The sequence below is a fragment of the Pseudoalteromonas sp. SCSIO 43201 genome, from assembly GCF_023716725.1.
GTDB classification, from domain to species: Bacteria; Pseudomonadota; Gammaproteobacteria; order Enterobacterales; family Alteromonadaceae; genus Pseudoalteromonas; species Pseudoalteromonas peptidolytica.
This window is the reverse complement of record NZ_CP072683.1, coordinates 3,899,133-3,918,666: the sequence shown is the minus strand read 5'-3', so window position 1 is coordinate 3,918,666 and position 19,534 is coordinate 3,899,133. Positions and strand designations below refer to the sequence as shown.

Below are 19,534 nucleotides of genomic sequence, written 5' to 3'. Positions count from 1 at the left end.
ATTAGATGGGCTTAACAGGGTGTAGTACCGAAGATTCAGGTCTAACAGGGTGTAATACTGAAGACTCAGGTCTCACTGGGTGCAGTACTGAAGATTCAGGTCTAACAGGATGTAAAACAGACGACGCTGGGTCTAATGGATCCAAAACACCACTACCACCAGAAATACTAGATAGCACACTTTTTTCAATTAATTTTTTCATGTTTTTTCCTTAACTTTACGGTTATGTAACGGCTAGTAATAAGCACCTTGTGTATATCGACCTATCTGGAATGAGAATAAATCGATAAAACATCTCATTGCCCAAGCAAAATCCAGTTTTGATGTAAAAGTAAAAACGTTTACCAAAGCAATCCTTGCTATTTTGTACAATTCATAATCAGTATTAACATCAAAGCGAATGGGATAACAAATAATGAGAAAATAAACAAAAAGTTTATTTATCAATGACATAAAATTTTATAAAAATACGGGAATTGTTGAAAACTTCTTCACATGTATGAAAATCATACATATTTTTCAAGTAAGCGACTCACCTTACTTTTTTGTGAAAATACGTATAAAAATGTTGAGTGCCGAATGTGGCCGGTTTGTTCTGACAAGAATATTTATGCTAAGTATTTAAACTTACGAGAAATAAAATGAATAAACGAACAATTTTTAAAGCCCTTCATCAAAACCCCAACCCCCTCTTTATTGCTAATTGTTGGGATCCTTTATCGGCACTTATTATTGAGCAAGCTGGTGGCCAAGCAGTTGCAACAACAAGTTGGGGCATGTCTAATCACCAAGGCTTTAAAGATGGAGAACAACTCACATTTGATCATGTGCTACAAATAGTCAGTGCCATTCTTAAGGTGATCACTATTCCCTTAAGCGTTGATATTGAGGCAGGCTACAGCGCGGATCAAAGTCAGATCATCAAGCATATTATTCAATTGGCAGATCTTGGTGTTGCAGGTATCAATATTGAAGACACGCCCAGTCATCAGAACGGTTTACGTGATATTCAAGCACACCAGTCATTACTATATGCTATCAGGCAAGCATTACGTGACGCTGGTTTTAAACACTTTTTTATCAATGCACGTTGCGATCTTTGCTTACAACCACAATGGAATGAAACAGCATTACTTAAACGTGCACTCGCTTATCAAGAAGCGGGTTGCGATGGCTTTTTTATTCCCGGTTTAACTGAACTTGTCACGATAAAGCGCCTGACTACTCTACTTTCGATTCCAGTTAACGTAATGTTGATGCCCGGACTAAGTGATAAACAGCAGCTCACAGAATTGGGCGTCAAACGTATCTCATCCGGAAATGCACTGAGCGATCACGTGATAGCGCAGCAGGAGTCAGTAACTAAAAGGATGCTTAAAGAAGCAACAGTTGACTTCTTATTTGAACACTCTGTCGGCATAACATGGCAGTCAAATTAAATTAATGGCTAGATCTCCCGGTTTTTTAGATTCTTTTATTATATGGATCTAACTATATAGATCTAAAAAAACCGATCAACTTCAACCATTTAGATCGTTATCCACAATCGCTAATCCACAACCTTACTGCTTGCATCCATAATAGCGATATCAACCACTTATTAATGCAAAACATCACCTAGGCTACGAACAGTTAAACTCAACTGGCTCATAGATTATCCACAAGTAAATCACCTACAAACCATAAGGAATATTTTATTTTCTTCTTTAAATTCATAGCCATAATTAAAAAACTAAAAAATCAAACAGAATTTGAGCAAAAAAAAATTCCCACAACGTAAGTGTTACTCTTTACATATTCACGTTAATCGCTAAGATGTCGCGCACTAGAAGCTTAGGTAAGGTAATAATGCAAACTTTAGATCTGATCGTTGGTAGTCAAATGGGGTCAGCAGAATATGTTGCAGAACAAGTAGTAGAGTCACTTGAATCCCATGGCATTGCAGTGAACCTACATGAGCAGCCAGAGCTTGAGGCATGTCAACAAACACTATGGCTGGTGGTCACATCAACCTATGGTGCTGGAGACTATCCTGAAAACCTATTGCCTTTTATATCAGCCCTAAACGATACAACAGATCTCCAAGGCCTGCGCTTTGCAGTGATAGGGATTGGCGACTCAAGTTATGACACCTTTAACTATGCAGCACTTAATCTTGCAGCCTTGTTAAAAGAGAAAGGAGCGACATTGCTGGTCGACGTGGAAAAGATCGATGTATTACAGCCTGATCTACCAGAAGATACCGCTATTGCTTGGCTACCTAAGTTTATCGACAGCATCGCTTAATGAGGCGATCATAAATACACAGAAGTTATACACAAATTTAGTCTATTTTAGATCGCATTGTGGATAACCTCTGATCTAACTGCAGATCTAAGGTTACTTATCCATTGGATAAAATAATCAAGATCTAAGCCTGTGAATAAAGTGCCAAGTTGATCAAAGGTTTTAAGCCTGTTGATCCGATCTAATTCACATCAATTGATCTAAGCTAAGCAGTTGGATCTAAAAAGGAATACAAAACTATTCACAGATCATAGGATCAGTAATAGTAAGATCAATAAAGATCTTTAAAAAGATCCTTATATATTTTAAGAGATCTCTTTTTTGCGCTGTCTAAAGTTTAACCATTTCACTTCTGGTTAATTCTAGGTAGAATACGCATCCTTTCTAAATTTGCTCGGTTGTTTTAAGTAGGATCCCGTAAATGATTTATCATGAACATTTTGATGTCATCGTTGTTGGTGGTGGACACGCAGGCACAGAAGCTGCACTCGCAGCAGCCCGAATGGGTATGAATACCTTATTGTTAACACACAATATGGATACCTTAGGCCAAATGTCATGTAACCCGGCAATTGGTGGAATTGGTAAAGGTCATTTAGTAAAAGAGATCGATGCACTTGGCGGTGCAATGGCCAAGGCTATCGACAAAGGTGGGATCCAGTTTAGAACATTAAATTCATCTAAAGGTCCAGCGGTACGGGCAACTCGCGCTCAAGCAGATCGCGCATTATATAAAGCCGCGATCCAAGATATTTTACAACACCAAGATAACTTAAAGATCTTCCAACAATCTTGTGATGATCTCATTGTTGAAGGGGATCAGGTCAAAGGTGTTGTGACACAGATGGGATTACGTTTTAGTGCTTCTTCTGTGGTGCTAACGGTTGGTACCTTCTTGGGTGGTCAGATCCATATTGGTTTAGAAAACTTTAAAGGCGGCCGTGCTGGCGATCCACCTTCTATTGCCCTAGCTGAACGTTTACGTGAAATGCCATTCCGCGTTGATCGTCTAAAAACGGGTACACCACCACGTATCGACGCACGAACGGTTGATTTTTCAGTGATGCAAGAACAACCAGGCGATACCCCTACTCCGGTTTTCTCATTTATGGGTAAAGTGTCTGATCATCCAAAACAGATCCCATGCTATATCACCTATACCAATGAAAAAACTCATGAAGTGATCCGCAATAATTTGCATCGCTCACCTATGTATGCTGGTGTGATTGAAGGTATAGGTCCACGTTACTGCCCTTCTATTGAAGATAAAATTGTACGTTTTGCTGATAAAGAAAAGCATCAGATATTTGTTGAGCCTGAGGGGCTAACTTCTTACGAGTTATATCCAAATGGTATTTCCACCAGCTTACCATTTGATATTCAGCTAGAGATCGTACGCTCGATCCAAGGTTTTGAAAATGCTCATATCTGCCGTCCTGGTTATGCAATAGAATATGATTTCTTCGATCCACGTGACCTTAAACAGTCACTAGAAACAAAGTTTATCAATGGCCTGTTCTTTGCTGGTCAAATCAATGGTACCACTGGTTATGAAGAAGCTGGTGCTCAGGGCCTGATCGCGGGTATGAACGCGGCACTTCAGGTTCAAGGTCGTGAAGCATGGACTCCTCGCCGTGATGAAGCTTATGCCGGTGTGCTGATTGATGACTTAGCAACATTAGGCACCAAAGAACCTTATCGTATGTTTACTTCCCGTGCAGAGTACCGCTTGTTATTACGTGAAGATAATGCAGATTTACGATTAACTGAAAAAGGCCGCGAGCTAGGTCTTGTTAATGATGAACGCTGGGCAGCTTACAATGAAAAGCTTGAAGTCATGGAACAAGAAGCACAGCGTTTACGCAACACTTGGATCCATAAAGATCATCCAGCACTTGATGCGGTAAACGAACTGCTGAAAAAGCCACTCGTACGCGAAGCCAGTCTAGAAGATTTAATCCGTCGCCCGGAAGTTAATTACCATGATCTCATGGCAATAGAAGGGCTAGGATCTGAGTTTGATAACATCCCTGCTCTTGAGCAAGTTGAGATCCAGACTAAGTACGCAGGCTACATTGCGCGTCAGCAGGATGAGATAAATAAACAGCTACGTCATGAAGAAACAGTATTGCCAGCGGATTTTGATTATAGCCAGGTAAGTGGCCTGTCAAATGAGGTTGTGGCAAAGCTAACTGATGCGCGTCCACAAACGATTGGCCAAGCTTCACGTATTTCTGGTATCACCCCTGCTGCTATTTCGCTATTATTAGTGTATCTGAAAAAGCAAGGGCTATTGCGTAAGTCGGCGTAATAGCAGTGGAACACTGTGTTATTAGAACAATTGAATGAATTACTCGCTGATACCTCAATCGAGATCAGCGAACAACAAAAGCAGCAGTTGGTCGACTATGTCCAACTGCTGGATAAATGGAATAAAGCTTACAATCTCACTTCCGTTCGAGACCCTAAAGAAATGATGGTGAAACACATCATGGATTCTTTAGTCGTCGCACCGCATTTAACAGGTAGCAATTATATTGATGTTGGCACAGGTCCTGGTTTACCTGGCATGGTGTTAGCGATTGCTAGACCGGACATCAATTTTGTTCTTCTTGATAGCCTTGGTAAAAGAGTCCGATTTTTAATGCAGGTAAAACATGGGCTTGGCATTGATAATGTCACCCCTGTGCAGTCTCGTGTTGAAGAATATCAACCAAGTGTTAAATTAGACGGTGTACTCAGCCGTGCTTTTGCATCACTACAAGATATGATCCAGTGGTGCTCGCATTTAATCGATGACCAAGGTGTATTCTTAGCGCTTAAGGGACAGTACCCTGCTGATGAGCTAGAAAAGCTACCAAACGGTGTGAGTTTATCGCAAGATATTAGCTTAGTGGTGCCTAAACTAGACGGTGAGCGCCATTTAATCATTCTTTCTAAAGATTAATTGTCGAGGACAATGTGGCAAGAATCATTGCAATAGCAAACCAAAAAGGTGGTGTTGGTAAAACAACCACTGCGGTGAATTTGGCCGCGTCCATGGCGGCGACAAAACGTAAAGTATTACTGATCGATCTCGATCCTCAAGGTAATGCAACGATGGGAAGCGGTGTCGATAAATATGGTGATGTGGCGACGGTGTATGATCTGTTGATCGAAGAGTCACCTATCGATCAAGTCATCTCAACTGAAACTAGCGGTGAGTATCATTTGATCGCAGCGAATGGCGATGTAACGGCAGCTGAAGTCAAACTAATGGAGTTATTTGCCCGTGAAGTTAGATTGCGCAATGCGTTAGAAACCGTCAAAGATAAATATGAATATATATTTATTGACTGCCCACCTTCTCTCAATATGCTCACGGTTAATGCGATGGCAGCAGCTGATGCGGTGTTAGTGCCTATGCAGTGTGAGTATTATGCACTTGAAGGGTTGACCGCCTTGATGGATACCATCACTCAATTGGGCAAATTGGTAAATCCTGGATTGCAAATTGAAGGTATTTTACGCACCATGTACGATCCGCGTAATCGCCTTGCAAACGATGTATCCGAACAGCTAAAGCAGCACTTTGGCGATAAAGTGTATCGTACTGTGATCCCACGGAATGTGCGCTTGGCGGAAGCACCAAGTTTTGGTGCTCCAGCGATGTATTATGATAGAGCATCCAGTGGTGCAAAAGCCTATCTTGCTCTTGCAGGGGAAATGCTAAGACGCAAAGAAAAGCAAGCAGCTGCGGTTGCCTAAGAGGATAAAAAGAACATGTCGGTTAAAAAACGAGGTTTAGGCCGAGGGTTGGATGCCCTTTTGAGTTCGGCGAAACCTAATCCAAGTGCATCTGCACCTGCTACGGCCGCTGAGCAGCCGGTGACTGCCGAAAGTGAACCTAGTGCAGAGCCAGTTATCGAGCAAGAGTTACAACGTTTACCCATAGAGTGGCTAGTGCCGGGTAAATACCAGCCGCGTAAAGATATGTCTGAACAGGCACTGGAAGAACTTGCCAGCTCAATTCGATCTCAGGGAATTTTGCAACCTATCGTGGTGCGTAAAGTGTCAGCTCAACAGTTCGAGATCATCGCCGGTGAGCGACGTTGGCGTGCTGCGCAGTTAGCCAAGCAAGACACAGTCCCTTGCTTAGTTAAAGATGTTCCTGATGAAGCCGCGGTTGCCATTGCATTGATCGAAAACATTCAGCGTGAAGATCTTAATGCGATGGAAGAGGCAATAGCACTTGATAGGTTATTAAATGAATTTGAGCTAACACATCAACAAGTGGCAGATGCTGTGGGTAAATCTCGTACCACAGTGACTAACTTACTGCGCTTAAACAATCTCAATGATGATGTAAAAATATTGTTAGAGCATGGTGATATTGAAATGGGTCACGCGCGTTGTTTGTTAGCACTCAGTGGTGAAGCCCAATCAGAAGCTGCTAGAACGGCTGTTGCTAAGGGGTTAACGGTTAGGGAAACCGAAAAACTGGTACGTACAATTCTAGAACCAGTTGAGGAAAAAGCTGTTAAGCAAAAAGATCCTGATGTGAAGCTATTGGAACAGCAACTACAGGAAAACCTGGGTGCAAAAGTTGAGATTAACTATAACCAAAAAGGCAAAGGTAAACTGGTTATCTCTTATGCGAGCTTAGATGAACTTGATGGTATCTTAGGGCGTATTAACCCTGAGATGAACGATGCCAATTAAGATTAAAATGTTGACTAAAAGCACTGCTATTTTTTGTGTTTGAGTCCAACTAGCTAAGCCCCCTAGCCTAACTGGTAATGTGGTGTTGAGTCAGACATCACATTACCGTCTTTACAGTTTATTGTGCAGCCCCAAACAACAGAGCTTCGCTGTAAAAGCAATCACCTTCGAAGTGCGACCAATCTACGTGCTCTTACTTAACAAAATATGACCTATTTTGAGTCCAAAAAACGTCACATTTCATCGCGTCAAGTTGCAAATTAAGCAGAAACAAGTATAATTTCGCCAGTTTTCATACCCTGATAAAATTTAACGTCATTAAGGTTAATATAAAGTGACTCATTCGTTAGCCCGTCCATATCGGCGAGCCGCATTAAAAGGTGTTTTGATTCAGGGTATCGTAGCATTAATTGCTGCAGTAATCGTTTTTATGGGTTGGGGAGTACAAGCCGGAGTTTCAGCATTAGCTGGCGGGGCTGTGTTAGTACTCCCTAATTTTGTATTTGCTGCTTATGCTTTTCGTTTTATGGGCGCGAGCAAAGCAAATCAAGTATATTCCTCGATAAAACGAGGAAATGGATTAAAATTTTTGCTAACTGTTGTGCTCTTTGCACTGATTTTTAAGCATTTTTCAGTAATGATGCTGCCATTCTTTGGTGTGTATATGCTCGTGATGCTAACACAATGGTTAGTCCTGATTTTTTTTAATCATTAACTTTTGGGATAAAACATGGCTGCAGAAGAAGTTACTCTATCAAGCCATATTCAGCACCACTTGACCAATGCCAAGATGTGCTCGACCGATGCCGGTCTTGCCTTCAACAAAGCATGTGCGGATAGTGGTTTCTGGACATGGCATGTAGATACCCTCGCATGGTCAATCGGTTTAGGTCTGATATTTTTATGGATCTTCCGAAGTGCCGCTAAAAAATCCACTATAGGTGTTCCTGGTAAATTCCAGTGCTTTATCGAAATGGTTGTTGAGTTCGTTGGTGCCAACGTTCGCGATACTTATCACGGTAACAGCAAGTTAGTTGCACCTTTGGCCCTAACGATTTTCGTTTGGGTATTCCTAATGAACTTGATGGACTTAGTTCCAGTTGACTTCCTACCTGCATTTGCCGGCTTTGTTGGTGAACAAGCATTTGGTATGGACTCACACGATGTATACATGAAGATTGTACCTACAACAGACTTAAATATGACTGCGGCACTGGCGCTAGGTGTGTTTATTCTGATGATCGGTTATTCAATTAAAATCAAAGGCATCGGTGGCTTTATTGCAGAATTAACATTGCACCCATTTAGCTCTAAGAACAAGCTAATGATGGCAATCTTAATTCCATTTAACTTGTTACTTGAGACAATCGCACTAGTGGCTAAGCCATTCTCACTAGCACTGCGTTTGTTTGGTAACTTGTACGCTGGTGAGATGATCTTCATCCTTATCGGTGCAATTGGTTTAATGCAGTTACCACTGCACTTCGTGTGGGCAGTATTCCACATTATGGTAATCGTACTGCAAGCATTTGTATTTATGATGCTAACTATCGTTTACCTCAGCATGGCTAGTACAGAAAGTCACTAATCAGCTGAATAATAAAGATTTTTTATACTTAAATTTAAACTTTAACTTTAATTTACTATTGAAACTTTGGAGATAAAAATGGAAATCGCAGTTGCTATTAAACTTATCGCTGTTGCACTACTAATCGGTTTTGGTGCTATCGGTACTGCACTAGGCTTCGGTAACATGGGTGGTAAGTTCCTAGAAGCATGTGCTCGTCAACCTGAGCTTGCGCCTTCACTACAAGTTAAAATGTTCATCCTAGCTGGTCTTATCGATGCCGTTGCAATGATCGGTGTAGGTATCGCTATGTACATGTTGTTCGCTCTTTAATATTGCAAAATACCTGAAACGAACAACTGTCAAGTAAGGAGGAGCGGTCGTGAACTTAAACGCCACTCTAATAGGTGAATTAATCGCATTTGTGGTCTTCGTATGGTTCTGTATGAAGTTCGTATGGCCACCACTAAATGGTGCGATTGAAGCTCGCCAAAAGAAAATCGAAGATGGTTTAGCAGCATCTGATGAAGCTGAAAAAGAACTTGAGCGCGTACGTGCACAAGGCGCTGAACAGCTCAAAGAAGCGAAAGCACAAGCGGCTGAAATCATCGAACAAGCTAAGAAGCGTGCTGCGCTAATTGTTGACGAAGAGACAACTCGTGGTCAGCAAGAGCGTGAAAAAATCATTGCTCAGGGACACTCTGAAATTGAGTCTGAGCGCAACCGTGTGAAAGAAGAGCTGCGTTCACAAGTCGCTGCACTTTCTATCGCAGGCGCTGAGAAGATTTTAGAGCGTGAAATCAATCAAGCCACACACAGTGACATCGTTGAAAAACTTGTCGCTGAGCTTTAAGCAGGGGGTATGAGCATGTCTGAATTGACTACTATCGCTCGCCCATACGCTAAAGCGGCTTTTGAACTTGCCGTTGAAAAAGGCACAGTTGAAGCTTGGAATGAAATGCTGTTCTTCGCTGGTCAAGTTACCAGCGATGAGCAGGTTCAGGCACTACTAGGTAGCATTGCTACTGAAACACAGCAGTCTGAAATCATTATCAAGTTATGTGCTGAGCAACTCAACGAACAAGGTCAAAACCTTATCAAGCTGATGGCCGAAAATGAGCGTTTAGCTGCCATTCCAGCTGTTGCAGAATTGTTTGCTGAATTTAAAGCAGATTATGACAAAGAAATCGAAGTAGATGTGGTTTCGGCAACAGCGCTTGCGGATGATGCGCAAGCAAAATTGGTCGCGGCACTTGAGAAACGTTTCGCACGCAAAGTTAAGCTGAATTGTAGCATCGACGAAGCCATTGTAAGTGGCCTAGTGATTAAAGCCGGCGACACCGTAATTGACGGTTCTGTTCGCGGCAAGTTAGATCGTCTTGCGACGTCGCTACAATCGTAATTGGGAAAAAGAGCATGCAACTTAATTCCACAGAAATTTCTGCACTGATCAAGCAACGCATTGAACAGTTTGAAGTTGTAAGTGAAGCGCGTAACGAAGGTACTATCGTATCTGTTACCGACGGTATCATCCGCATCCACGGTCTTGCTGACTGTATGCAGGGTGAGATGATTGAGCTTCCTGGCAACCGTTATGCTATCGCACTAAACCTTGAGCGTGACTCAGTAGGTGCTGTAGTAATGGGTCCATACGCAGACCTTAAAGAAGGCGTAAAAGTTAAATCAACTGGTCGTATCCTTGAAGTACCAGTAGGCCGTGGTCTACTTGGTCGTGTTGTTAACACACTTGGTGAGCCAATCGACGGTAAAGGCGCTGTTGATAACGATGGTTTTGAACCAGTTGAAAAAATCGCACCTGGCGTAATCGAGCGTCAATCAGTAGATGAGCCAGTACAAACTGGTTATAAGTCTATCGATGCGATGATCCCAGTTGGTCGTGGTCAGCGTGAGCTTGTGATCGGTGACCGTCAGACTGGTAAAACAGCACTAGCAATCGATGCTATCATCAACCAAAAAGACACAGGCGTTAAGTGTGTGTACGTAGCGGTTGGTCAAAAAGCGTCAACAATTGCAAACGTAGTACGTAAACTAGAAGAGCACGGTGCACTTGAGAACACGATTGTTGTTGTTGCTTCGGCGTCAGAATCAGCAGCACTTCAGTTCCTAGCGCCATTCTCTGGTTGTACTATGGGTGAATACTTCCGTGACCGTGGTGAAGATGCACTAATCGTATATGATGATTTGTCTAAGCAAGCTGTTGCTTACCGTCAAATCTCACTACTACTTAAGCGTCCACCAGGCCGTGAAGCATACCCAGGTGACGTATTCTACCTTCACTCACGTCTTCTAGAGCGTGCGTCACGTGTAAACGCTGACTACGTTGAGAAGTTCACAAATGGTGAAGTTAAAGGTAAAACAGGTTCATTGACGGCATTGCCAATCATTGAAACTCAAGGTGGTGACGTTTCTGCATTCGTACCTACCAACGTTATCTCAATCACTGACGGTCAGATCTTCTTGGAAACTGACTTGTTCAACGCAGGTATCCGTCCAGCGGTTAACGCTGGTATCTCGGTATCTCGTGTAGGTGGTGCAGCGCAAACTAAAATCGTTAAGAAACTAGGTGGTGGTATCCGTCTAGCGCTAGCTCAGTACCGTGAACTAGCGGCGTTCTCTCAGTTCGCTTCTGACCTTGACGATGCAACTCGTGCACAGCTTGAACACGGTGAGCGTGTAACAGAGCTAATGAAGCAGAAACAGTACGCACCAATGTCTGTTGCTGATATGTCATTATCGCTATTTGCAGTAGAGAAAGGCTTCTTAAAAGGCATCGAAATCAACAAGATCCTTGATTTTGAAGCAAGCCTAATCGCATTTGCTAAGAGCGAGTACGCAGAGCTAATGGCTCAAATCAATGAAACTGGTAACTACAACGCCGAGATCGAAGCGCAGCTTAAAGAACTCCTAGAGAAGTTCAAATCTACGCAAACTTGGTAATGTGTTATTAAGGTGAGTAGGGAACTACTCACCGAGATTCGGAGAGAGAGTCATGGCCAGCGGAAAAGAGATAAAAAGCAAGATCGGGAGTATCAAGAATACTCAAAAGATCACCAGCGCAATGGAGATGGTTGCCGCTTCTAAAATGAAGAAGGCACAAGAACGCGTAGCGTCTAGTCGTCCATACGCTGAAAACTTACGCAAAGTGATCGGTCGTGTTGCTCAGGCTAATCTTGACTTCACTCACCCGTTCTTACAAGAACGCGAAGTGAAGCGAGTTGGTTACATTGTTATCTCTACAGACCGTGGTCTATGTGGTGGTTTGAACTCAAACGAGTTCAAAAAAGTAGTAAGAGACGCAAAAGCGTGGAAAGACAAAGGGGTTGAGGCAACGTTCGCAGCTCTAGGCAGCAAAGCTGCTGGTTTCTTTAAGCGTTTTGGCGGTGAGCTAGAAGCCAAGAAGACCGGGTTAGGAGATACGCCTTCAGTTCAGGATATTATTGGTCCTGTAAAAGTAATGCTTAAAGCATTTGAAGAAGGCAAAATTGACCGCTTATTCGTTGTGTACAACCAGTTTGTCAACACAATGAAACAAGAGCCTGTTATCGATCAGTTATTACCTTTGCCAAAAGCTGAAGAAGATGTATCAGCTCACGCTTGGGATTATCTATATGAGCCAAGCCCAGAGGCGATTTTAGAGACACTATTAGTGCGCTTTATTGAGTCTCAGGTCTACCAAGGTGTAGTTGAGAATGCTGCCTCTGAACAAGCTGCCCGTATGGTTGCGATGAAAGCCGCAACAGATAACGCAGGTGGCCTGATTGATGAGCTACAGCTGGTATACAACAAGGCACGTCAGGCCGCAATCACACAAGAAATTAGTGAGATTGTGAGCGGTTCGGCTGCCGTATAACGCTTCGGCAAAGTTTAATAAGAGGAATAGACATGAGTTTAGGTAAGGTCGTCCAAATTATCGGCGCCGTTGTGGACATCGAGTTTCCACAAGACAACGTGCCAGCCGTATATGACGCACTAAAAGTTACAGAAGGCGACTTAGCTGGTTTGACACTAGAAGTGCAACAGCAGCTAGGTGGCGGTGTGGTACGTGGTATCGCACTAGGTAGTACTGACGGTCTACGTCGTGGTACTCCAGTACAAGGTACAGCTGAGCCAATTAAGGTTCCAGTTGGTACAGCAACACTAGGTCGTATCATGAACGTACTTGGTGATGCAATTGATGAAGCAGGCCCTATTGGTGAAGAAGAGCGTTGGTCTATTCACCGTGCAGCACCATCATACGAAGATCAGAGCAACTCAGTTGAACTTCTAGAGACTGGTATCAAGGTTATCGACCTTGTATGTCCATTCGCTAAAGGTGGTAAAGTTGGTCTATTCGGTGGTGCGGGTGTAGGTAAAACCGTAAACATGATGGAACTTATCCGTAACATCGCAATCGAGCACAGCGGTTACTCAGTATTCGCAGGTGTTGGTGAGCGTACTCGTGAGGGTAATGACTTCTACCATGAGATGAACGACTCAAACGTACTAGACAAAGTATCGCTAGTATATGGTCAGATGAACGAGCCACCGGGTAACCGTCTACGTGTTGCACTAACTGGTCTTACAATGGCTGAGAAGTTCCGTGACGAAGGTCGTGACGTACTATTCTTCGTAGATAACATCTACCGTTATACACTAGCAGGTACTGAAGTATCAGCACTTCTAGGTCGTATGCCTTCAGCAGTAGGTTACCAGCCTACACTAGCTGAAGAAATGGGTGTTCTACAGGAGCGTATCGCATCAACTAAGACTGGTTCAATCACTTCAATCCAAGCGGTATACGTACCTGCGGATGACTTGACTGACCCATCTCCAGCAACAACGTTTGCTCACTTAGATGCGACAGTAGTACTTTCTCGTGATATCGCGTCTCTAGGTATTTACCCTGCGGTAGACCCTCTAGATTCAACTTCACGTCAGCTTGACCCACAAGTTATCGGTCAAGAGCACTACGACACAGCACGTGGCGTTCAGACAGTTCTTCAACGTTATAAAGAGCTGAAAGACATCATCGCAATTCTAGGTATGGACGAGCTATCTGACGAAGATAAGCAAGTAGTATCTCGTGCACGTAAGATCCAGCGTTTCCTATCTCAGCCATTCTTCGTTGCTGAGGTATTTACAGGTGCACCTGGTAAATACGTATCTCTTAAAGACACAATCTCTGGCTTTAAGGGCATCCTAAACGGTGATTACGATGATATGCCTGAGCAGGCATTCTACATGGTTGGCTCAATCGACGAAGCAGTTGATAAAGCTAAAAACATGTAATTAGGAGGTTGTTATGGCAATGACAGTACACCTTGACGTAGTAAGTGCAGAGCAGAGTTTATTCTCTGGCGAAGTGGCTACGATTCAAGTGACAGGTAGTGAAGGTGAACTTGGTATTCACCCTGGCCACGCGCCACTACTGACTGGCCTAAAACCTGGTATGGTACGTTTGGTTAAAGCAGATAGCTCAGAAGAAGTTATCTACGTTGCCGGCGGTACGCTTGAAGTTCAACCGAAAACAGTTACCGTCCTTGCGGACGTGGCTATTCGTGCGGATGAAATTGATGAGCAAGCTGCTGAAGACGCTAAACGTGAAGCGCAGGCGCAATTAGCTTCTGGCACTGCAAGCGAGCTGGATTATCAGCGTGCGGCATTGCAGCTTGAAGAGGCTCTTGCTCAACTACGCCTTCTACGCCAGCTGCGCAAATAAGCAGCCGCCTATCTGGTTATCAAAAACCCACGCAATGCGTGGGTTTTTTTATACCTGAGGTTGCTCTGCTTCACACTGATACTCATCGTGATAAGCAATAACCACCGGTGAGCGATAGATGATATCCTAGCTCAGGTTATTTAATAAATTACACTTGAGTCAGTACTTACCTTATTCATTATTCCTCGCTACAATATCGTACAATTTAGTACTCAGTATGTACTTATTGTCTGCTGCTATGTTCGCAGTATTCCTATGCACAATGAAGTGGTTGGATTAAAGGCAAGAGTATTGAACTGTACATTTGTTTTTTGACACAAGAAAAAGGATCCTGTGTTCATGCCGTTAAATACAATTATTCTTGCTGCGGGTAAAGGTACTCGTATGCGCTCTAAATTACCGAAAGTTCTGCACCCGATTGCGGGCAAGCCAATGGTGCAGCATGTTATTGATAATGCTGTTTCACTGGGGGCCCACTCGACAAATTTGGTGTTTGGTCATGGTGCTGAGCAATTACAAGCTGCCCTTGCACATAATCAAGTGAACTGGGTACATCAAGCAGAGCAGCTAGGTACCGGCCATGCTGTTGCCGTTGCAAAAGAGCACATCGCTGATGATGATAAAGTGTTGATTTTATACGGTGATGTTCCACTGACAAAAAAAAGCACCTTACAAAGATTGCTTGATGTCACACCTGACAATGGTCTTGCCGTGTTGACTGTGGACTTGGCAAACCCCACAGGGTATGGGCGCATGCTGAGAGAAAATGGTAAGTTGGTTGGCATCGTGGAGCAAAAAGATGCGTCAGACGAGCAGCTAGCGATCACTGAAATTAATACAGGGATCATGGCTGCTAACGGCAAGTTGTTGAAAAAGTGGTTAGGGCAATTATCGAACAATAATGCACAAGGCGAATACTACTTAACAGACATTGTTGCTATGGCACATTCTGAGGGTGTAGAGATAACCTCAGCACAGCCTGACGATAAAATGGAAGTTGAAGGGGCAAACAACCGCGTTCAACTGGCGGCACTGGAGCGCGCTTACCAAGCTTGGCAAGCAACAACATTGATGCTTAATGGTGCAAGCCTTGCGGATCCTGCGCGCATTGATGTACGGGGCCAAGTAACGACAGGAGAAGACGTAAAAATTGACGTAAATGTTGTCTTTGAAGGTCGTGTTGAGCTTGGTGATGATGTGGTGATCGGTCCCAATTGCGTACTTAAAAACTGTAAAATTGGTAATAATGTTGTGATTAAAGCCAACACACTTATCGAAGATGCGCAAGTAGCCGATAAATGTACCTTAGGACCATTTGCACGGCTTCGCCCAGGTGCAATAATGGAGGAAGATTCGCATATTGGTAACTTTGTTGAGATGAAAAAATCTCGTTTGGGCAAAGGTTCAAAGGCCAATCATTTAACCTACCTTGGTGATGCTGATGTTGGTGAAAAAGTAAATATTGGCGCCGGTACCATTACTTGTAACTATGACGGTGTTAATAAATCCAAAACCATCATTGGTGATAATGCGTTTATTGGCTCTAACTCCTCGTTAGTGGCACCCGTGGAAATTGGCAGTACCGCCACGATTGGTGCCGGCTCTGTGATCACTGCGACAGTCAAAGAGAAACAGTTAGCAGTAGCCAGAGGTAAGCAACGTAATATGGATGGCTGGAAGCGCCCAAAGAAAAAGTAATTTAATCCGAACTATCATAGAGATAGGATTAAATTATCAGTGAAAACAATAAGGCAAGCGTGACTTGCCTTATTTCATTCCTTTCTGTAACCACTCGTGGTACATTGTATTTTCAATAAAAAAATATTAACAATAATATTACCCGATAAGTGCTATGGAAAATTTATTTCGCCGCGAGGTGTTAGAGCATAAACAGCACCGCTTAGAGGGCACGATCAGCTTAGTTCAACCACCTGTTTTTAAAACACTTGGATTGCTTATTTTAGCGGTGGTTATTTTGAGTCTCGTGTTTTTGTCAAACGGTAGCTATACCAGAAAGGAAAGTGTATCTGGCGTGATTGAGCCCAGTGGAGGGCTGCTGCGTGTTGGTGCGATGCAACAAGGGGTGGTCTCAGAGGTACTGGTCAAAGAAGGTGAAAAGGTCGTTGCTGGGCAGCCGCTGCTGCGTATCGCTTCGGCAAAGCACAGCACTGAAGCAACCGAGTTAAACCAAGCTTTACTCAATCAATATCGCTTTCAACAACAAAATTTACTTCAGCAAATTGAGCAACTGCGTGAGCAATATCAATTAGATATAGCAGAGTTGCGCCAGCAAGAGAACACGGCAAAAGAAAAACTAAAAGAGCTTGAAAGCCAAGCGAGTACCTTTCAAGAGCGGTTGTTGCTTAATCAAGAGTTGGTCACCCAAATCGCTACCCTTAAGGGGACGGGTTATATCTCCGAACTTGAGTTACAGCGTCAAAAAGACACCTTGCTGTCATTAAAGCAGCAGTCTTCTTCGATCCGCTCTGAACGTATTGCGCTTGAGTCGCAACTGAAAAACATTAGCAACCAATTGGCCAAACTACCGATTGAGCATCAGAATCGAATTTCCCAACTACAATCCCAGCAAGCTGATTTACTTATTCAAATCTCTTCTATCGAACAAGCGCGACTCGGTGAGATCCGAGCAACTCAAGCAGGAGTGGTAACAGGGTTACTGGCAAAGCTGGGTAAAAATGTGTCAATGGGGCAGCACTTACTGACTATTATTCCCGAGCATAGTGACATGCAAGCGATAGTCTATATTCCAACATCGGCATTTGGTTTTATCAAAGCGGGGCAAGAAACTAAGCTTAGGTATCATGCGTTCCCTTATGAAAAGTTTGGTATTTATAAGGGTAAGATAGTTGAGCTGAGCAATAGTGTTATTTTACCAGAAGAAACCAATATGCCGGGTATTATTCAAGAGCCTGCCTATCGGGTAGTGATTGCGCTTAACGAGCAAGCGGTTAAGGCTTATGGCAAAGACACGGCTTTGCGAGCAGGGATGACATTAGATGCTGATATTGTGGTGGAAGAGCGGTCATTGTTGCGTTGGTTGTTTGATCCAGTGTTTAGTATTAAAGGCCAGTTATAAGTAGTAGAAGGGTTGATATGGAAATGGAACATGAAGGCGCAGCCAGTAAATTAGAGTTCTGGTCTCGAAAATCTTTACCTGTGATCATCCAGTCTGAGGCTGCTGAATGTGGTCTAGCGAGCCTTGCAATGGTCGCTGGGTATCATGGTCATCACACTGACTTAACACGCCTTAGACAACGCTTTAGCATCTCAATAGAAGGCTGTACGCTGCTTGATATTATGCACTTTGCTGAAAAGCTACATTTAACTTCACGGCCACTGCGAATTGAACTAGAAGATCTTGATGCTTTGCAAGCGCCAGCCATTTTACATTGGGATATGAATCACTTTGTGGTGCTCAAAAAAGCAAATGAAAAGCGCATCGTGATACATGACCCTGCCGGTGGTGAAAAAACTTACACAATGGAAGAAGCTTCGAAGCATTTTACCGGTGTTGCGCTTGAGCTTACCCCAACAAAAGAGTTTGAAAAGAAAGAGAAAAAAGCAAGCCTAAGGTTTTCTGATTTTTGGAGCCGGATCACTGGACTGAAGCGCTCTTTGCTGCTGATTTTTATGCTGTCTATTTTGTTGCAAGTGTTTACGCTCGCAGCACCGTATTATATTCAGTTGGTGATAGATGATGTTATTCTCACCGGAGATACCTCGCTGCTTACAGTACTTGCCGTTGGCTTTTTCTTGGTGCTAGTGTTTGAAATCGCGACGAATGCACTGCGGGGTTTTACATTACTGCATTTCGGTAACCAAATGAATATTCAGTTGGGTGCCAATCTGTTTCATCACCTAGTGCGATTACCTATTTCCTACTTTGAAAAGCGTCATATGGGAGATGTGGTTTCTCGATTTAGCTCATTACAACAGGTCAAACAGTTACTTACCACCGGGGTGATAGAAGCCATTATTGATGGCTTAATGGCAGTGATCACATTGGCGATGATTTTCTTTTATAGTCCGATGTTATCCGCCGTTGTACTAGTCGCTGTAATTGCCTATGCCGCAATCCGGATAGCCATGTATAAGCCGTTTCGTAATATTAGCGAGCAGGAGATCATGGCGCGCGCAGAAGAAAACTCAAACTTCATGGAAACGGTACGCGGGATCCAAACCATCAAGTTATTTGGCTCTGAGGTAAAACGAGAAGGGCAATGGCAAAACCGCTATGCCAGTGCAATTAATCATAATATACGTCTGGGTAACTTTAAAATTGGCTATGATGCTATCAACCGGGCATTGTTTGGGATTGAAAATATCATCGTTGTTTACCTTGCCGCGCATTTGGTGATTGCTGGTGGGTTTAGTACAGGGATGCTATTTGCTTTTATGTCGTATAAACGCCAATTTATGGATAAAACCGCAAACCTTATTGAGAAGTTAATTGAGTTTAAGATGCTTGGTTTGCACTTCGACCGTATTGCTGACATTGCACTAACCGACAAAGAAGAGTTACAGCCAGATCAGTATCGAAAACTGAATATTGAAGGCAAAATCGAGGTGAAAAATGTCTCATTTTCCTATTCGGATGCAACGCCAAACGTCATTGATAAACTAAATTTAACGGTTCATGCGGGGGAGTCAGTGGCAATCACTGGGCCTTCAGGTTGTGGTAAGTCGACATTACTCAAGCTGATGCTTGGATTGAATAAGCCCTCAAGCGGTGAAATAGTGGTTGATGGTGTGCCACTGAGTCAAATCGGTGCAAGACAATATCGCCAACAAATAGCTGCGGTGATGCAAGATGATGAGCTGTTATCAGGCACTGTTGCAGACAATATCGCGTTTTTTGATTCCCCAATTAATATGGAAAAGGTAGTGCACTGTGCTCAACTTGCCGCAATTCATGACGATATTAGTGAAATGCCAATGGGTTATGACAGCTTGATTGGTGATATGGGGTCGAGTTTATCTGGCGGTCAAAAGCAGCGGATCATTCTCGCTCGCGCCTTATATAAAGATCCAAAAATTTTATTTATGGACGAGGCCACAAGTCATCTAGATACTGGACTGGAAGAAGATATTAATGATGCCGTCTCGCGCTTGAAAATCACTCGGGTGATCATCGCACACCGCAAGGAAACCATTGCCTCGGCAGATAGAGAGATAAAGCTGAAAAAACCTGAGCACCATGAGGATGAGGAGCACACCTCAACGACCGACTCTGAATAATG

General features: G+C 43.3%; 19 protein-coding genes. 18 read left to right on the top strand and 1 reads right to left on the bottom strand.

The genetic code is table 11. The features are described 5' to 3' along the window. Position 1 precedes the first annotated feature (1 nt). Positions 2 to 202 carry a hypothetical protein gene (locus J8Z24_RS16820; protein WP_128732327.1) on the bottom strand — a complete coding sequence of 67 codons (201 nt, stop codon included), beginning with the start codon at positions 200 to 202 and terminating at the stop codon, positions 2 to 4. Between the two features lie 439 nt (positions 203 to 641). Here J8Z24_RS16820 and J8Z24_RS16815 point away from each other — a divergent pair, with 439 nt between their 5' ends. From J8Z24_RS16815 to J8Z24_RS16730, 18 genes are all read left to right on the top strand, one after another. Next, entirely contained in the window at positions 642 to 1,439 is a 798-nt protein-coding gene (locus tag J8Z24_RS16815) for an isocitrate lyase/PEP mutase family protein (protein WP_176033032.1), read from the top strand. Positions 1,440 to 1,848: 409 nt separating this feature from the next. Beyond that, positions 1,849 to 2,286 (top strand): flavodoxin domain-containing protein, encoded by a 438-nt coding sequence (locus J8Z24_RS16810; RefSeq protein ID WP_147388761.1) that lies wholly within the window; start codon positions 1,849 to 1,851, stop codon positions 2,284 to 2,286. Between the two features lie 421 nt (positions 2,287 to 2,707). Continuing rightward, the gene (gene mnmG / locus J8Z24_RS16805) at positions 2,708 to 4,597 is read left to right on the top strand and encodes a tRNA uridine-5-carboxymethylaminomethyl(34) synthesis enzyme MnmG (protein WP_176033033.1); all 1,890 of its coding nucleotides are present in this window, start codon (positions 2,708 to 2,710) and stop codon (positions 4,595 to 4,597) included. A 15-nt stretch (positions 4,598 to 4,612) separates the two neighbouring features. Beyond that, positions 4,613 to 5,233 (top strand): 16S rRNA (guanine(527)-N(7))-methyltransferase RsmG, encoded by a 621-nt coding sequence (gene rsmG / locus J8Z24_RS16800; RefSeq protein ID WP_252095065.1) that lies wholly within the window; start codon positions 4,613 to 4,615, stop codon positions 5,231 to 5,233. A gap of 14 nt (positions 5,234 to 5,247) precedes the next feature. Then, the gene (locus tag J8Z24_RS16795) at positions 5,248 to 6,033 is read left to right on the top strand and encodes a ParA family protein (protein WP_147388759.1); all 786 of its coding nucleotides are present in this window, start codon (positions 5,248 to 5,250) and stop codon (positions 6,031 to 6,033) included. 15 nt (positions 6,034 to 6,048) lie between these two features. Continuing rightward, complete coding sequence (locus J8Z24_RS16790; RefSeq protein ID WP_128732330.1) at positions 6,049 to 6,987, top strand: ParB/RepB/Spo0J family partition protein; 939 nt, start codon at positions 6,049 to 6,051, stop codon at positions 6,985 to 6,987. Positions 6,988 to 7,321: 334 nt separating this feature from the next. Beyond that, a complete protein-coding gene (locus J8Z24_RS16785; RefSeq protein WP_125253647.1) occupies positions 7,322 to 7,702 on the top strand; it encodes an ATP synthase subunit I in 381 nt (126 codons plus the stop codon). 15 nt (positions 7,703 to 7,717) lie between these two features. Beyond that, positions 7,718 to 8,575, top strand: coding sequence for a F0F1 ATP synthase subunit A (gene atpB, locus J8Z24_RS16780; RefSeq protein ID WP_125253646.1), 858 nt, complete (start codon positions 7,718 to 7,720; stop codon positions 8,573 to 8,575). Between the two features lie 78 nt (positions 8,576 to 8,653). Continuing rightward, positions 8,654 to 8,887, top strand: a complete 234-nt coding sequence (atpE, locus tag J8Z24_RS16775) for a F0F1 ATP synthase subunit C (RefSeq protein WP_010376881.1) — start codon at positions 8,654 to 8,656, stop codon at positions 8,885 to 8,887. Positions 8,888 to 8,936: 49 nt separating this feature from the next. Beyond that, a complete protein-coding gene (gene atpF / locus J8Z24_RS16770; RefSeq protein ID WP_010376882.1) occupies positions 8,937 to 9,407 on the top strand; it encodes a F0F1 ATP synthase subunit B in 471 nt (156 codons plus the stop codon). 15 nt (positions 9,408 to 9,422) lie between these two features. Beyond that, positions 9,423 to 9,956: a F0F1 ATP synthase subunit delta gene (gene atpH / locus J8Z24_RS16765; protein ID WP_125253645.1), complete on the top strand. Its 534-nt coding sequence runs from the start codon at positions 9,423 to 9,425 to the stop codon at positions 9,954 to 9,956. Positions 9,957 to 9,970: 14 nt separating this feature from the next. After that, positions 9,971 to 11,512, top strand: coding sequence for a F0F1 ATP synthase subunit alpha (gene atpA / locus J8Z24_RS16760; RefSeq protein WP_125253644.1), 1,542 nt, complete (start codon positions 9,971 to 9,973; stop codon positions 11,510 to 11,512). 52 nt (positions 11,513 to 11,564) lie between these two features. Further along, positions 11,565 to 12,425, top strand: coding sequence for a F0F1 ATP synthase subunit gamma (atpG, locus tag J8Z24_RS16755; protein ID WP_125253643.1), 861 nt, complete (start codon positions 11,565 to 11,567; stop codon positions 12,423 to 12,425). 32 nt (positions 12,426 to 12,457) lie between these two features. Then, positions 12,458 to 13,843, top strand: a complete 1,386-nt coding sequence (gene atpD, locus J8Z24_RS16750) for a F0F1 ATP synthase subunit beta (RefSeq protein WP_128732332.1) — start codon at positions 12,458 to 12,460, stop codon at positions 13,841 to 13,843. Between the two features lie 13 nt (positions 13,844 to 13,856). Then, positions 13,857 to 14,273 carry a F0F1 ATP synthase subunit epsilon gene (locus J8Z24_RS16745; protein WP_147388757.1) on the top strand — a complete coding sequence of 139 codons (417 nt, stop codon included), beginning with the start codon at positions 13,857 to 13,859 and terminating at the stop codon, positions 14,271 to 14,273. Between the two features lie 339 nt (positions 14,274 to 14,612). Next, positions 14,613 to 15,971: a bifunctional UDP-N-acetylglucosamine diphosphorylase/glucosamine-1-phosphate N-acetyltransferase GlmU gene (gene glmU / locus J8Z24_RS16740; protein WP_176033035.1), complete on the top strand. Its 1,359-nt coding sequence runs from the start codon at positions 14,613 to 14,615 to the stop codon at positions 15,969 to 15,971. A 154-nt stretch (positions 15,972 to 16,125) separates the two neighbouring features. Further along, positions 16,126 to 17,370 (top strand): HlyD family secretion protein, encoded by a 1,245-nt coding sequence (locus J8Z24_RS16735; RefSeq protein ID WP_125250817.1) that lies wholly within the window; start codon positions 16,126 to 16,128, stop codon positions 17,368 to 17,370. Positions 17,371 to 17,387: 17 nt separating this feature from the next. Continuing rightward, entirely contained in the window at positions 17,388 to 19,532 is a 2,145-nt protein-coding gene (locus J8Z24_RS16730) for a peptidase domain-containing ABC transporter (RefSeq protein ID WP_128732334.1), read from the top strand. Positions 19,533 to 19,534 lie beyond the last annotated feature (2 nt).